General features: G+C 63.7%; 22 protein-coding genes. All 22 read right to left on the bottom strand.

Annotated features, from left to right (window positions below):
- Positions 1-8: 8 nt before the first annotated feature.
- Positions 9-254 (bottom strand): hypothetical protein, encoded by a 246-nt coding sequence (locus VBE63_RS15340; protein WP_323683903.1) that lies wholly within the window; start codon positions 252-254, stop codon positions 9-11.
- A 48-nt stretch (positions 255-302) separates the two neighbouring features.
- On the bottom strand, positions 303-620 hold the full coding sequence (locus VBE63_RS15335; protein ID WP_323683902.1) for a hypothetical protein: 318 nt from the start codon (positions 618-620) through the stop codon (positions 303-305).
- A complete protein-coding gene (locus VBE63_RS15330) occupies positions 617-1,051 on the bottom strand; it encodes a hypothetical protein (RefSeq protein ID WP_323683901.1) in 435 nt (144 codons plus the stop codon). The genes VBE63_RS15335 and VBE63_RS15330 overlap by 4 nt, the downstream gene beginning before the upstream one ends.
- Positions 1,048-1,398, bottom strand: coding sequence for a hypothetical protein (locus VBE63_RS15325; RefSeq protein WP_323683900.1), 351 nt, complete (start codon positions 1,396-1,398; stop codon positions 1,048-1,050). The genes VBE63_RS15330 and VBE63_RS15325 overlap by 4 nt, the downstream gene beginning before the upstream one ends.
- A gap of 89 nt (positions 1,399-1,487) precedes the next feature.
- The gene (locus VBE63_RS15320; protein WP_323683899.1) at positions 1,488-2,024 is read right to left on the bottom strand and encodes a hypothetical protein; all 537 of its coding nucleotides are present in this window, start codon (positions 2,022-2,024) and stop codon (positions 1,488-1,490) included.
- Entirely contained in the window at positions 2,015-2,425 is a 411-nt protein-coding gene (locus VBE63_RS15315; protein ID WP_323683898.1) for a hypothetical protein, read from the bottom strand. The genes VBE63_RS15320 and VBE63_RS15315 overlap by 10 nt, the downstream gene beginning before the upstream one ends.
- Positions 2,426-2,463: 38 nt before the next feature.
- The gene (locus tag VBE63_RS15310) at positions 2,464-3,501 is read right to left on the bottom strand and encodes a major capsid protein (RefSeq protein WP_323683897.1); all 1,038 of its coding nucleotides are present in this window, start codon (positions 3,499-3,501) and stop codon (positions 2,464-2,466) included.
- Positions 3,502-3,560: 59 nt separating this feature from the next.
- Positions 3,561-3,926: a head decoration protein gene (locus VBE63_RS15305; RefSeq protein WP_323683896.1), complete on the bottom strand. Its 366-nt coding sequence runs from the start codon at positions 3,924-3,926 to the stop codon at positions 3,561-3,563.
- A gap of 12 nt (positions 3,927-3,938) precedes the next feature.
- Positions 3,939-5,213, bottom strand: a complete 1,275-nt coding sequence (locus VBE63_RS15300; RefSeq protein WP_323683895.1) for a S49 family peptidase — start codon at positions 5,211-5,213, stop codon at positions 3,939-3,941.
- Entirely contained in the window at positions 5,210-6,856 is a 1,647-nt protein-coding gene (locus tag VBE63_RS15295) for a phage portal protein (RefSeq protein WP_323683894.1), read from the bottom strand. The genes VBE63_RS15300 and VBE63_RS15295 overlap by 4 nt, the downstream gene beginning before the upstream one ends.
- Positions 6,857-6,859: 3 nt before the next feature.
- Positions 6,860-7,135: a hypothetical protein gene (locus VBE63_RS15290; protein ID WP_323683893.1), complete on the bottom strand. Its 276-nt coding sequence runs from the start codon at positions 7,133-7,135 to the stop codon at positions 6,860-6,862.
- A gap of 87 nt (positions 7,136-7,222) precedes the next feature.
- Positions 7,223-7,609 (bottom strand): hypothetical protein, encoded by a 387-nt coding sequence (locus tag VBE63_RS15285; protein WP_323683892.1) that lies wholly within the window; start codon positions 7,607-7,609, stop codon positions 7,223-7,225.
- A gap of 51 nt (positions 7,610-7,660) precedes the next feature.
- Positions 7,661-8,179 (bottom strand): hypothetical protein, encoded by a 519-nt coding sequence (locus VBE63_RS15280; RefSeq protein WP_323683891.1) that lies wholly within the window; start codon positions 8,177-8,179, stop codon positions 7,661-7,663.
- Between the two features lie 219 nt (positions 8,180-8,398).
- Positions 8,399-8,620, bottom strand: coding sequence for a hypothetical protein (locus tag VBE63_RS15275; RefSeq protein WP_323683890.1), 222 nt, complete (start codon positions 8,618-8,620; stop codon positions 8,399-8,401).
- Between the two features lie 45 nt (positions 8,621-8,665).
- Positions 8,666-8,887, bottom strand: a complete 222-nt coding sequence (locus VBE63_RS15270) for a hypothetical protein (RefSeq protein WP_323683889.1) — start codon at positions 8,885-8,887, stop codon at positions 8,666-8,668.
- A gap of 47 nt (positions 8,888-8,934) precedes the next feature.
- The gene (locus VBE63_RS15265; protein ID WP_323683888.1) at positions 8,935-9,123 is read right to left on the bottom strand and encodes a hypothetical protein; all 189 of its coding nucleotides are present in this window, start codon (positions 9,121-9,123) and stop codon (positions 8,935-8,937) included.
- Between the two features lie 149 nt (positions 9,124-9,272).
- Positions 9,273-9,581, bottom strand: coding sequence for a Mor transcription activator family protein (locus tag VBE63_RS15260; RefSeq protein ID WP_323683887.1), 309 nt, complete (start codon positions 9,579-9,581; stop codon positions 9,273-9,275).
- A gap of 12 nt (positions 9,582-9,593) precedes the next feature.
- Positions 9,594-11,651 carry a terminase gpA endonuclease subunit gene (locus tag VBE63_RS15255; protein WP_323683886.1) on the bottom strand — a complete coding sequence of 686 codons (2,058 nt, stop codon included), beginning with the start codon at positions 11,649-11,651 and terminating at the stop codon, positions 9,594-9,596.
- A 119-nt stretch (positions 11,652-11,770) separates the two neighbouring features.
- Complete coding sequence (locus VBE63_RS15250; protein WP_323683885.1) at positions 11,771-12,133, bottom strand: hypothetical protein; 363 nt, start codon at positions 12,131-12,133, stop codon at positions 11,771-11,773.
- Between the two features lie 2 nt (positions 12,134-12,135).
- Positions 12,136-12,903, bottom strand: coding sequence for a DUF1441 family protein (locus VBE63_RS15245; protein ID WP_323683884.1), 768 nt, complete (start codon positions 12,901-12,903; stop codon positions 12,136-12,138).
- Positions 12,903-13,283 carry a hypothetical protein gene (locus VBE63_RS15240; protein WP_323683883.1) on the bottom strand — a complete coding sequence of 127 codons (381 nt, stop codon included), beginning with the start codon at positions 13,281-13,283 and terminating at the stop codon, positions 12,903-12,905. Before VBE63_RS15240 ends, VBE63_RS15245 begins: the two co-directional genes overlap by 1 nt.
- On the bottom strand, positions 13,276-13,927 hold a 652-nt coding region (locus tag VBE63_RS15235), incomplete at its 5' end, for a hypothetical protein (RefSeq protein WP_323683882.1). The genes VBE63_RS15235 and VBE63_RS15240, both read right to left, overlap by 8 nt.

Below are 13,927 nucleotides of genomic sequence, written 5' to 3'. Positions count from 1 at the left end.
GACGTGTTTTAGGTTGGCTTTGCGTCTTTCAGGCGGGTGACGGCAATGATGGCATCAATGACGATGCTGCTCGCTTCGCCCCAGATCAGCCCAAACTCTTGCTCGGCAAATTCGATGACTTGGGCGCGTTTGTCACGGCCTGGGATCTCGGCGCGGGTGAGTTGGCGCACGAGGCCAGCGAGTCGGTCGAAGATGCCTGTCGAGACGTACCAACGCAGTGTGTTGTAAAGCGTATTGATGAGGATGGCTTTCATCGTTGGGTTCCTGTTCAGTAGCGACACTGCAGCTTGAGCATGAGGGATTCAGCGATCATCGCCCCAAGGTCCGAAGGCGTTGTCGAGGTCGGATCGGGCGGGGTCAGCAGGCTTGCGTGCGGGCTGATCGCTGGTTGCATGTGGCAGCTCGGCTGCGTCGGCGTGCTCTGGCAGCCGCTGAGGACGCATACGGCCAGCAGGATCAGGCAGCAGCGCTTCCAGGGCGGCGCCTATGGCGATGCCGGCGGCGATGATGGCGTCGCTTTGCTCCGGTGAGAGGCCGATGCCGAGCAGGGTGAGCAGGGCGACGAGGGCGCGCCAGGTGCTGCGCTCATCAAGGCGGTCGATCAGAAAGCGTTTGATCATTGCGCTGGGCCTACAAATGCGGTGTCGCTGACAGATGAGGTGTCACTGATCGTTGTGTCTGACACGGTGGTGTCAGTGATCGCGGTATCAGAAATTGATGTATAGCGGACATCTGACACTGCGCTGGCTTGTCGGTCGCTGATGCTGTTGGCGCGATCTGTGATGGATGTGGTGTTGTTGTTGGTGGTTCTTTCAATGGTGCTAGTTGCGCTGGAGGCGCTGCCAAGCGATTTCAAAACGTCACCACCAACGACGATGCCAACGACCGATGACAGCCCGCCGGTTAGGACTTTTGCCATTTCGACGCGTGGATCGGGTTGTTGTGGGCCGTAATAGGTGCATTCGCCAGCGCACGTTAGGACGGGTCGCGTAGGATTAGCGGCCATGCAGCCTGTCAGCAGAATGAGCGGTAAGAAGATCCGTTTTTTCATTGCGTAAGCTGCAAAGGCTGACAATCTCTAATCTCTCTGACGCGTGCCAAGTGATAAATTCGGTCAGCTTTGCTGGGCGGCTGTAACGGCTGAATAGCAATCGCAAAGAGCGGCGCCCAGGCAAAGCCAACAGGGAGTGCTCCGGCCGCGGCGGCCACTGAGATTCCTGTGATGAGGCCTGTTTTTCCGAGCGTCAGATTCGATGAAAGCGCCTGCTGCTTAGCGGATTGGCGAAGCTCCGCATCGATCTCGGCGCACGTTTTGGGTACGTCGGTAAAGCCGCTGAGCATGTATTCAGGGGTCGCACAGCCGGCGAGCAGGAGCAGCAGGATCGAGAGCAGCGGCAACGGCCAGGGCGGGGCTTGGCGGGCGCTGGCGTTGCCTGGTGGTGACGGCCGGTGAGTGTGCATGCCTGCGTGTGCCTTTTGCGTGGGTGTTAGCTGTAGCGATCGGCGAGCAATACGGCTTGTTGCCAGCGCAGCACGCGGCAGGTGTAACCGGCGAGCTTGAGGTCGACCGGCTCGCTGGTGATGCTGGCGGGCTCGGGGTGGTCGACGGCGGCGCTGCCCCAGCGGTTGAGGGCGGCGTCGTAGAGCAGACCGCGGGTGATCATGGCCATCTCCATGGTGGCAAGCTCGGGGTCGGCGTGCTCGGTGATGCCGTCGCTGTCGCGGTCGCTGGGGCGGCGGCTGGCAATGTGGTAGGCGCGCCATTCGATGAGGTCGCCGTGGTAACAGGCCTGGGCGCCGAGGGGCCGGAAGGGGTTTTCGAGCTCGGTGCTGGGGCCGATCTCGAGCAGCAGGCTCGGGGTGTTGAGCACGGGGTTGCCGTCGCTGTCGGTGAGATCGGCGGGGTCGAAGGCGGCGCAGCGAGCGAGGGTTTGCGCGCGCGCGGTGAAGGCGGCGGCCATGCTGGTGAGCATGGCGGCGCGCAGGGTGCCGATCTCGATGCGGGCGGTGCCGGTTAGCGCCATCGCCAGGTCTCCGCATTGGGGTCGGTGTCTTGGGGCTGCTCGTCCATGAGCGCAACTCGGCTCATGCCGTGGCCGTCGGGCTCGGGGGGCTCGGCGATGATGTAGGTGACTTGTTTGGTGTCGCCGGTTTTTTGGTCGTCGCGGGTGATGGTGACCGGCTGGCCGGTGGCGAGCTGGGCGGCGTGGGTGGTGGCGTCGGCTTCGAGCAGGCGGAGGGTTGGTTGCGGTTGCTGCTCGAGGGCGTCTGTCAACTCAACCCCGTAGCCGTAGCCGATGGGGTTGTTGAGGGTGAAAAGCCCCTGGATCTGGCTGCCGTCGGCAAGGGTCAACGGTTCGCCAAAACCGTGCTCGAGGTCGAGCACGGCGGTGTTGAGGGCGGCGATGGCGGCTTGCCAGGTCATGCGGGTTGGGCTTCGCTGAGGGTGCGCTTGGTGCCGGTTTAGGTGCGCTTGGCGCGTTGCAGCATCTTTGGGCGGGTGCAGATGTGCAGGGGGTAGCTGTACATCTCGGGCCTGATCCACATGTCGCGGTCGGTGTCGCGGACGATGAGGCTGTAGTGCTCGCGGCCGGGGGTGTTGGCGAAGCCGAGGCTTTCCAGCGGGCTGTAGGCGACCTCGAACACGCCGGGGGCGTTGACGGGAAAGAACTTGGCCTTGTCGGTGCCGATGGCGACGGTGGTGCCGTCGTCGGTGCCGCGGTAGTTGGCCCAGATGATGCCGCCGTAGCGGAAGGTCTCGAACGGCAGGTTGTTGTCGCGCAGATCGGCGGCCTGCATGGTGTTGAGGTAGGTTTGGCGGATCTCGCTGTGGGCGGTGAGGTCGTCCCAGAAGGCATCGCCGCACAGGGCCATGATGTAGGTGCGGCCGGGGACCCAGGCGCCGGCTGCGGCGGTCATGGTTTGGCGCACGACTTGGTTGCACTTCTTGCGCACGGCGCCCGAGGCGGGGGTGGCGTTGTCGAGGTCGAAGTCGATCTCGGCGTCTTGGGTGATGCCGAACTCGGTAAACCAGTCGTAGAGTGTGCTGCCGTCGGCATCGGTGACGACGCCTTGGACGGCGCCCAGGGCCATATTTTCGTGGGTCAGCTCGACCTCGGAGCGTAGGCCGCCGGGGCCGGCGAGCGCGCGCATGACTTCATCCATGACGCCCATCAGTTCGGTTTCGGAGCCGAAGGCGCGGATGTTCTGGATCTGGCTGGCGGTGATGGTGGCGCCTTTGGCGATGCGCAGGGTGCGGAAGTCGCGGATCTTGCGGGCTTCGGCGCCTTTTTCTGTCAGTTCGGTGCCGCGTGCGCTGGTCTGAATCAGACCAAGGGTGCCGTTGCGCTCTTCGACGGCGACGGTTTCGGTGCGCACGGGGCGTGGGGTGAAGATGCCAAGGCCGCGCAGATAGGCGGGTTGGTACGGCACTTTGTCGACGGCGGCCGTGAGTTGGACGGCGCTGAAGGGGTTGGCAGAAAAGATGTCCATGGTGGCCATGGTGCTGGGCTCCTATACGGTGTGGTCGCTGGGGTGCGGTGTCGCGGGTGTGGCGACGGTTAGCGGACGATGATGCCCAGCGACGCGAGCTGAGCGATGGCGGTAGTCTTTTCGCCGGCTTCGATGTCGGCGGGCCAGGTGAGTTGGTCGCCGTGGACTTCGGCATCGCGGACGATGGCGGCGCAGGCGGTGTCGGCGCTGGTGGCATCGGTCGGGTAGACGAGGATGCCGGCGGCGGTTTCGCTACCATCGGCGCCGTCTTGGTCGAATTGGGTGTATTTGCCGGAGGCGGTGACGATGCCGAGCACGGTGCCGGCGAGGAGGTCTTGGCCGGATTCGAGCGTGGCGGTGGCGCGCGAGCGGGTGCCGTTGGACTCGGAGACGATGAAAGCGCCGGCGTGTGGGGTTTCGGTGAAGGTGGTCATGGCGGCGGCTCCTTAGTGCTTGGCCGGGGCGTAACGGGTGGCGATACGATCCCAGAGGGCGGTGGCCTCGGCGTCGGGGTCGCTGCGGGTGTCTTGGTCGGGGCTGATCGGGGGGTTGCCGATGGCGGCCATGTGTTGCTCGAAGGCGCTGGGGCCGTTGGTACCGTTGGCGTCGTTGGCGCTTGGGGTTGGCGCGGGGACGGCTTTGATCATGGCTTGGGCTTGATCGAAGCTTAAGCCGGCGGCGATGGCGGCGTGGGCGGTCTCGGTGGCGTGCGGGTGCTCGGTGAGCGCTTCGAGGATGAGGGCGGTGCGCTCGCGTTCGGCAGCGGCGCCGGCGGCTTTGCCGTCTTCGGTGGCGGTGGTGAGCTTGGCGCTGCTGGCTTGGATGGCGGCGGTGGCCTGCTCAGCCGATGCTTCGGCTGGCAGCCCGAGTGCCGCGTTGACATCGGCTTGGTAGGTCATGTGCGGGCCTCTTTGGGGGTGATAGCCGGCGGTGCCGGCGGATTGAAATAGGGTCTCGAAGCCGGCGAGGCGGTTGGCCATGCCGGCGTCGACGGCGCGGGCGGCGATGAGCACGCCACCGCGGCCGAAGTGTTGGGCGACGTGTTCGGGGCTGACACCGCGATAGGCGGCGATGTCGTTGACGAAGATGGCGGCAAGGTCGTCGACGATGCGTTGCAGTTCGGCGCGGCCGCTGTCGGTGTCGGGGGTGGCTTGCTTGAGCGGCGAGACGGAGGAGATGATCTTGATCGGGGCGTCTTTTTCGGGCCGGTAGCTGGCGATGACGCCGATGCTGCCGAGCAGTGCGGTCTTGTCGGCGATGATCTCGGTGGCGGCGGCGGCGAGCCAGTAGGCGGCGCTGGCGGCCATGCCATCGACGTAGGCGACAACGGGTTTGGTCTGGCCGATGGCGCGGATCTGGGCGGCGAGCTCTGCAATGCCGGTGGCTTGGCCTCCAGGGCTGTCGATCTCGAGGACGATGCGCTCGATGGCCGGGTTGTCGGCGGCGGTTTGTAGGTCGGTGGCGAGGACCTCGACGCTGGTGGCACCGCTGATCTCGGTCAGCAGGTTGCCGCGGCGGAAGATCGGGCCTGTGACCGGGATGATGGCGGTGGCGTCGCGCTGGCGGACTTGGCGGGTGTTCTCGAGCGGGCGGCCGAGTTTGGCGGCGACGGCTTCGGGGGTGTCGTTGGCGCGCTGGGCGATCTGGAGGATGGTATCCAGGGCGGCGGGTTCAACAGCCCAAGGTTGGGCGGTGATGAGGTCGAGGGCGCGGGTGGTCATGCGGTTGCCCTGCCCTGCTCTGCGGGCTGTTCGGTGGTGCGCTCGCGCTGATCAGCAGCAATGAGGCTGGCGGTGTCGGCGGGGGTTAGGCCGAGGTCGCGGGTGCGCTGTTGTTCGTAGGCGCGCTGTTCGAGGACGTCTTCCCAGTCGAGGCCTTGCTCGGCGCATTCTTGTTCGAGGGTGCTGACGCCGATGTCCATGCGGATTTGGGCGGCGGTGGCTTCTTTGGTGGGGTCGACCCAGCCACGGCCGGCGAAGGTCCATCTGGCTCTGGTGAAGCAATGCTGAAGGCTGTAGTAGCGATCAGCTTCGACGCGGCCTAGATCGACGGCTTCTTCCATCCAGAGGGCGTAGATCGGGGTAAACCAGGCGTCGATGAGCCAGCGGCGGCGGCTGTGGAAGTAGCGCCAGGCCTCCAGCAGGGCGGCGCGGGCGGAGCTGTAGTTGCTGCGGCTGAAGTCTTTGGTCAGCAGTTCGCGCGGCAGGTGGGTGCCGGTGCCGATGTGGCGTTCGACGGCGAGCAGGAAGGCGTCGAAGGCGCTGTTGGGGCGGCTGGGGGCGAGAAATTGCGGCTTGGCGCCGAGCGGGAGGTTGATGATGGCGCCAGATTTGAGCTGCGGGGAGACGCGCTTGAGGCTTTCGGCCCAGTAGCCTTCGGGGTTTTCTTGGCTGTTGAAGAGCTCAAAGACCTGATCGGGTGGCAGGTCGGATTCCATGAAGGCGGCGACCAGGCTTTGCACCAGGGCGGCGGTCAGCTCGGCGTCGGCATATTGGCCGGTCTGGAACAGCTCTTTGGTGACGGCGGCGAAGATGGGGCGGCCGCGGTTGGCGCCGGCGCGGGTCTTGTCGCGTAGATGGATGACGCGGCGCCGGCCCCAGGGGGTGAAGGCGGGAATGCGGATGAAGTCATCGATCGCGGATTGGCCGTATTGCTGGTAGTCGCGCGGGTGGTGGCGGTTGATGTGGTAGGCGACGGGGGCGCCGTTGTCGTCGATCTCAACCCCTTTGCGGATGTCGGCGCGGTGGCCGAGCTGCGGGGGGGTGTCGAGGCGGTCGGATTCGATCACCAGGAGCTTGCTGCGCCAGCCGTTGCCGGGGCGGTCGATCCAGAGCGGGAGCGCGATGGCGTCGCCGTTGGTGAGCGCGCCGGTGAGCATCTGGTTGGTGAGGCCGATGAGGGTGTCGCTGGCGGCGGCGTCGCATTCGGGGCTGTCGGCCCAGGTGCGGAATTGGGCGCGGGTGGTGCGGGACCAGGCGCGGGCGCGTTCGAGATCCCAGCCAAGGAGGACGGTATCTGGGCGTGGGCTGATGTTGAGCGTGGCGCCAACGATGTTGTCGCGGCTGGTTTGTAGGTAGCCGGCGGCGATGGGGTTGTTGCGCTCGAGGTCGCGGGCGCGGTGGGCCATGCGCTCGAGTTCGGGCAGCAGGTCGGCGTCGGCGCTTTTGCCTTGTGGGAGCCAGGTTTCGAGGCCGCGGCGGGTGTGGCTGGCGGCGTCGTGGCTGGTGTCGTGGGCGGCTTTGAGCGTGGGGGCTTGGGCGTCGTCGGCGTTGAGGCGCGGGTCGGCGAGGTCGGCGACGATGGGGCTGAGGCTGCCGTCGAGGTTGGCGCGGTAACGGGGCTTGCTGCGGGTTGCGGTGGCCATGGGTTAGAGCACCGGGTGCAGTGGGCGGCGGCGTTGGGCGGCTTGGGCTGCGGTGTCGCCGGTTTTGATGGCGATGGCGCGATCGAGGGCGTCGAGCAGGTCGGCTAAGTGCTTGAGCTCGGTGCGGGCGTAGCTGATGGTGCGGTCGGTGCCGTCGGTGTTGAGGGTGACGGTGGCTGTGGCCGCGCCCCTTGAGAGCTTGAGGTAGGCGCTCAGACAGGCGGATTGCTCAGCCTGGAGCTGTTGGAGCGTAAGGGTGGCGAGGGCGCGGGAGAGCATGCTGGGAGCATGCCCTAAAGAGGGTGCAGCTTTTTAGGGGAAAGGCTTGAAAATTTTTCCTGGAAAAGCTGCGGGTGGTTTAGGCGGTCATCGCCTGAAACGCTCTGTCTCGCTGACTAGTTCTTGAATTTTTTTAGCAAGCGCAAGGAGTTTTTCTGCATTTTCTCTGAGTTCGTTGCGTTCACTATCGCTTTTTGGTCCATGGCGCAACGATCTTGGGAGTAATAGGTCTCTGAGCATAAATTCCAGGTCAAGCCGCATTGTGTAGACGCTTTCAAGGGATGCGTCTTCGCTTTCATCTTCTTGATCTTGGCTAAACCCGGGAGGCAGGGGCGGCCCGAACACAGTCAACGTAACCCCGTCATCTGTAACGTCTAGCCCGCAGGGCGGTTCGCTGTTCCAATATTCATCAAACGCATCTTTCACGTTTTCGCTGAGCCAGTCGAGTAAGACGCTTGGCGGTTCAGTCGGCATCCAATATCTTTTTGTCATCGTGATGTTCCGTTTTTTTGGTTGGTTTGGTGGTCAAAATCCAAATTCAGCGAAGTCGACAGGTTGGTCATCAACGCCATGCACGCGGATGGTGTTGATCCGCAGGTTGCGACCCGTGACTTGCCCTGTGGCGGTGTAGCGTAGGGTGTGACCGCCCATGGGCTGAGGGACGCGGTAGCCGGCGTTGATGCTGACTTGGTTGTTGTCCGCGGTGACTGAGCAGGGAATGTCGATGGTTCTGTAGGCGTTGCTGAGGCTGCGGCGTATGAGGAGGCCGGCGGTGTTGCAGATGTCTTGCTCCGTGAGATTGCCTGCGAGTGTTTGTTTGGTGGGTGCCGGGTGGGTGCTGGCCGCTGGTGATGAGGGGGCGTCGGTGGTGGGCTCGATCGGGCTTAGGGCTGAGCCGATGAGGATGAAGGCGATCAGGCCGGTGATGACCCAGGTGGTTGCCGTGGTACGGCGTTTTGGTTTGCCGCCGCAGTTGGGGCAGGCTTTGGCTTGCTTGCTGATCTGGTGGCCGCAGTCTGGGCAGGGGGTGAGTTTGTTAGCCATGGGGGGTTCCTGTTGGTCGCTTCCGTGCGGGTTGGGTTCAGGGTTTCGGGGATCTGATGCGGCTTAGGGCGGCTCTGAGTCCTGCTCCTGGCTTGCCATTTCCGAGTTGTTCGGCTTTGGCGAGCTCGGCGTCTGAGAGCTTCACCGAGACGGTGTGCGGGCGCTCTTTGCCGGGTGGGCGGCCGGGGCCGCGTTTGGGTTGGGGGCTGTGGGTGGTCATTAGGCGTCCGCTCGGAAGTTCGCCGGGTGCTCTGAGTCGAGTCGGCTGGCGCACCCGGCTGGCGTGACACCCTGGCTGCCATCGGTGATGGGTGCAAGGCCGGCTTTGCGCCGTCCGGCGTTGAAGGCGGCGAGGTAGATGTCATCGTCCGCAAGACTTAGATCCGGGTCTTCTCCTGTCATGCCATCGAAAAACCATTGGTCGACGTTGAAGATGTTCATTCGGTGATGTTCTCCGGTTGGCCGCGTCCGTGCAGCGGGCGAGTGTTACAGCCAGTCTTGGGCGACTTGATCGCCAGCGTCGGCACGTTCGATGACGAGCCTGGCGTTCGGGTCGCCGCGTTCGGCAAGGGCTCGGATCGTCTTAGGGTCTGTGTCAGGATAGCCAGGCAAGGCTGCTAGTGCGGACTCCAACTCAGCTTCATTAAAACGGTTGAGCTGATCGATAGAGACATCGATATGACGATTCAGTTTTTGCGAGTAGGTCATGGTGTTCTCCTGTTGGCCGCGTCCGTGCGGCTGGTGGTGGGTTGTTGCTACATCATCCCAAGCGATTGCATTAGCGCGTCAGCGGCTTTTTCGCCTTTGCGCTCTTCGTAAACATCGATCAAGGCTGCGCGGACCATGGTTTCTTCTGTTGATGCCTTTCCGCCGCCGATAGCGTTAACGCTTTCCTGAATTTGGCTGGTTGTCATGGCGCGGATTTTTTCTCTTAGCTGTTCCATTGGTTTGCTCCGGTCGGTCTGCGTTGTTGCCTTCAGTGATTAAAAGTATACCTTATTCTCAGCAGGATGCAAGTGTAAAAGTAAACTTTTTTTAGGCACAAAAAACCGGCACTAGGCCGGCGATCGATGCTGATGTTTTTTCGAGACGACTAGAGCGCGAGGATCTGGCGGACGCGGCTTTCGCTGAGGTGGTAGCGGGCGGCGATTTCGGCGAGGCGGCGGCCTTGGGCGTAGTCGCGGCGGATGGCGCTGTTGCGGTCGTGCTTGTCGAGGCTGTTGAGCACGGGGATGTAGGGGCTGGTGCCGCCGTGGTGGTGGCGGATGGCGCGTTCGATGCGTTCGGCGAGTGCGCTGGCGTGGTCGGGCGGGAGCGGGAGATGGAGTTCGGCGACGGCGGCCATGAGGGCTTGGCGCTGAGTGGCGAGGAGGTCTGCGGCGGGGTCGATGGGGCTGTGCATCTGCGGCCTCCTTTAGTTGAGGGCGGGGAATTGGTAGGCGGTGGTGGTGTTGGCGGTGTCTGGGCGGGCGAGGTGGTTGGGTGTGCGTTCTGTGGGGGTTAGGGGGTTGTCGATTTCGGTGTTGGCGGTGTGTGGGCCGGCCCAGAGGGGTGGGTTGGTCCAGTCGATGCGGTCTGCTGGGCGGGCGTGGCGGGCGCGGGCTTCGGTGCTGCGCACGAGGCCGCGGTTGTCTTGTAGGAGGAGGTCGGCGGCGCTGTCGTAGGTGAGCTGGTCCCAGGCTTCGTTGCGGCGGTTGTTGCCGGCGGGTTCCCAGCCGGCGGTGGTGCGTACTTCGGCGGTGAGTTCGTCAAAGAGGTTTTGCGGGAGCCAGCTGGGCAGGTGGATGTGGCCGGGGCCTGGTTGGCTGCGGCGTAGGTCGTTGTCGAGGCTGTCTTTGAGGCGGTTGACGTGGAGCAGGTAGAGGGGGACGTCGCCGCGGGCGTGGGAGCGGCGATCGGTGCGGGTGGTGTTGTCGGGGCGGCTTTCATCGACGGTGCGTCCGGCGGTGTCTGGGCGTTGGTAGCGGCCTTTGATGAGGGCGATGCGGTGATCGAGGCGTTGGGTGCGCAGTTTGCGAAACCAGTCGTAGGCTTGGCGGGTGACGGTGCGGCTGGTGTCGTGGGTGGCGTGGCCGCCGCCGGTGTCGACGAGGGTGAGGCGGATGTTCATCTTGCGCTGGGGGTCGGCGGCGAGCGGGTAGCGGGCGAGGACGCAGCGTTGGGTGAGGGTGTCCCAGTCTTCGAGGTAGGCGGCGGGGTCGATGCCGTCGATGCTGCGGGGGCTTTCGGTGATCTCGAAGCGGTCGATGATGATGCGTTCGCGCTGGGGGCCGTGGCCGATGATCATGACGCTGAAGTAATGGGCCTGGACGTCGGCGACGGCGATGAGGTAGCGCACCCAGTCGGGGACCATGCGCGGGGGGACGTGGATGGCGCGCTCGGCGAGTTCGGCGGGTTTGAGGCTGTCGGCGCGGGCGGCGGCGACGTAGGGCGCGTTGAAGTCTTGCATGATGACGGTGCGCAGGGGTTCTTCATCGCCGGTGGCGCGGCGGGTTTTGTCGGCCTGGAGGTAGGCGAGGATGAGGTCGTGCCAACGGCTGAAGGCGGCGTGGATGCCGTGGAGCCAGTAGCTGGCGATGTCGGTTTTGGGGGTGGGGCCTTCGAGGCGGCCTTCTGGGGTGATGCGGCAGTGATCGGGGACCCATCGGGCGTTGGCGAGCATGGCGGGTTTGTGGCTTTCGTCGATAGCGCTGCCGCAGGCGGTGCAGGTGGCGCGGACGTTGCGCAGGGTCTCGGGGATGGGGCTGCCGAGCAGGTCTTGGTCAACGTCGTAAGTGAAGCCGTCGGGGCCGGGTGGACTCATGAAGTAGTCGCCGCAGTCTGGGCAGGGCCAATAGAGGCGGTGGCGGGTGCCCATGTTGTACAGCGCAAGGATGCCTTTGGCGGGCGGGGCTTCGTGGGGGCTGGTGGCGCGCCAGTGGGGGTCTTCTTGTTCGTGGCCGACGCTGGATTCGGCGAGGGTCATGGCGAGGCTGCGGTATTTGCGGGTGCGCTTGCGCCCGAGCTCGAACGGGGAGCCTTGGCCGCCGATGGACAGGGGCATGCGGTCGTAGTCGGTAAAGGCCATGCGGCGGCGGCTGATGCCTTGGAGTTGGTTTTCGGAGGGCCAGCCGATTTCGATGGTGTCGCCGGTGCGCAGGGTTTTGTCGTAGGTGTTGTTGTCGTGGCCGCGGGGGGACATGGCGGCTTTGAGTTCGGGGCTGTGGCGGTAGAGCTTGCGCCAGCGGTCGCGCTCGAAGCGGCGGGCGACGTCGGTGGTGGATTGGATGAGGGTCATGTCGCTGGGGGTGCAGGTGGCGACGTGGGCGATCCAGCAGTCGATGAGGGCTTGGGTCTTGCCGCTTTGCGCTGGTCCGGTGAACACCATGGCTTGGTATTGGCGTGATTCGAGGGCGTCCATGGGCTCGATCATGTAGGGGGTGATGGTCGGGTCCCAGAGGTCGACGGCGCCAGAGGGGGCTTGTAGGCGCACGATCTTGGCCGCGGATTCGCTGACGCGACGGCGGATCGGCGGGGCGATGCCGGTAGCGATGTCGGGCAGGAGGCTGGCGGCTTGGGCGAAGGGGATCATGCGCGGGCGGTGGTTATGGCTTAGGTTGCAATGAATAGCTGGTCGTAGACGTGTTGAATACCCATGGTCAGTTTTTGAGCGTCGAACCCGGTTAAGTCTTCACCTTTAAGGCCGATTCCTCCTGAACGATCTAAATTTAGATCTCCATATTCATCATAACTACGATGCTGAAATATCCTTCTTTTTAGTAACTTCCCATCTTTTTGGAACAAAACAACAAGGCCTTTTTGATTAACCCATCCAAGGATGTTGTCTGGTTTTATGTTGGTTAAATCGTCAAATTGTATTTGGTCGAATGTCGCTTTTGTCATTTTGTGACCGTCGACACGAACAACTTTGATCTCGATCGTCGCTGTTGTTATTTCTAGCGTGTGCTTTGACATGGTTATTCCTGTGCCGTGATGGCGGTTTGGTGCTGGCTAAGCTCGGCGTGCAGGTCGAGGATGCGTTGGGCTTCGGCCTGGCGGGTTTTGTCGATCTGGCGTTGGATTTCGTCGAGGGCGGCGGCGTCAAGGTTGAGCTTGCGCTCGAGGGCGTCGGGCAGCAGCTCGTAGAAGTCGCGGCGGACTTCGATTAAGCGGTTGAAGATGCGGCGGGCGTCGTCGATCTCGATCAGTTCTCCGCGTTGACGGCGCAGCTCGTCTTTGCGCAGTTCGGAGCGGTAGAAGGCGTCGCGCTCGGTGGCGGGGAGCATGTCGGGGTCGTCGGCTTGGGTGCTGGCGGTGAAGGCGTCGAAGATGTCGCTGAGGCGGTAGAGGTCGGCAGGTGGGCCGGTGCGGTTTTTGCGCTTGCCGACGGGGGCGATGTTCCAGTTGCGCAGCCGGTCGATGACGGTGCGTTGGTCCATGCGCAGCTCATCGGCGATGGCGCGCACGGTGACGCGGATGCCTTCTGCTCCGCTGATCTGAACATCGTCTTCGGCGTCTTCGCGTTCGGTTTCTTGCTCGAACCACTCGAGCACTTGATCCCAGTCCCAGCCGTTGCCGCGGTTGTTGGGGCCGGCCGGGGAGGCGCAGGGCATGGGGTTGTGTTCGCGGCGACCGAGGGCGTTGAGGTAGCGCTCGGTGAAGCGGTAGCCGTCGCCTAGCTCTTTGACCAGACGGGCTTGGAGCTCTTTGGTGGTGAGTAGGGGTGAGAGGCTGGTGTCGCTCATCAGTTGACGGCTTTCAGTGTGGGTTTGCGGGCGCGGAGTTTGGCGATGCGGGACTCGCGCTGCGGGCGTTTGGTGGCGGCTTCGCGTTTGGCGGCGTACTTTTCTTGCGCGCTATGGATTTTTTCTGCGATGCGTGCAGCCGTTGGGATGTCGTTGATCTGATTTGATCGGGCTCTATCCCATTTGCACATTGCGATGTAGTAGGCGTGCAGTTCTTCTTCGGTCTGATCTACATCAGATATCCATCGGTCTACCGCTTCTGCATAGGCGGCGTCGATCTCTGAGGCGCTCGGGATCGGGCGGGCGTCGCTTGACGCTCGGCGCTTGAGTTCGGCTTCGACTTGCCAGCGGGCGGCGCCGACCATGAGCAGGTCATGCACCTCGGCGGCTAAATCCATGGGGCGCGATTCGGTATTCATGGCGATCGTCGATCAGTTGGCTGAGGTGGTGCTGCATGGCGTCGTACAGGCCTTGGTCCGCGGTGATGCAGCAGTTTTCGATGCGTGGGTTCTTGGTGTAGTTGGCGGAGCCTTCGACGTAGAGCGCAAGGCCGGTCCGCGGGTTGCGCAGCAGCATGATCTTGGCGTGGTTGTTGAGCCGGTAGACGCGGCCGCCGACGCGCTCGGCGAGCTGACAGAGCCGGGTGTAATTGGCGGGCATGCGCGAGGCGAAGAAATCGCCGGTGAAGGCGGTGAAGCCGTCGATCAGGCGGCCTTCGGCGAAGTGCTCCTCGAGGGTGTTGAGGTGCTGCCGCTCCAGTGACCAGGTGGTGAGCCAGAGGCTGGCAAAGGGGCCGTGGGTGTGGACCAGGTAGTCCAGGACGTCGCCTGCATCCAGGTCGCCACTGGTGAGTAGGTGGTAGCTGGTGTTCGGTTCGATGTTGCCGAGCACGGCTTGCAGATCGGCCTGACGCTGGGCACGACGGGCGTTGTGCTTAGCGTCGCGCTTGAGGTAGGCCATGGAGCGTCGTGCTTTCGGTAGGCGCTGATGATCTGGCTGGTTTGATGCGAAGATATTTGTAGAG

This window comes from Lamprobacter sp. (assembly GCF_034860625.1).
GTDB lineage: Bacteria > Pseudomonadota > Gammaproteobacteria > Chromatiales > Chromatiaceae > Lamprobacter.
The sequence above is the reverse complement of the archived record's forward strand: the minus strand, read 5'-3'. Positions and strand labels throughout refer to the sequence as shown.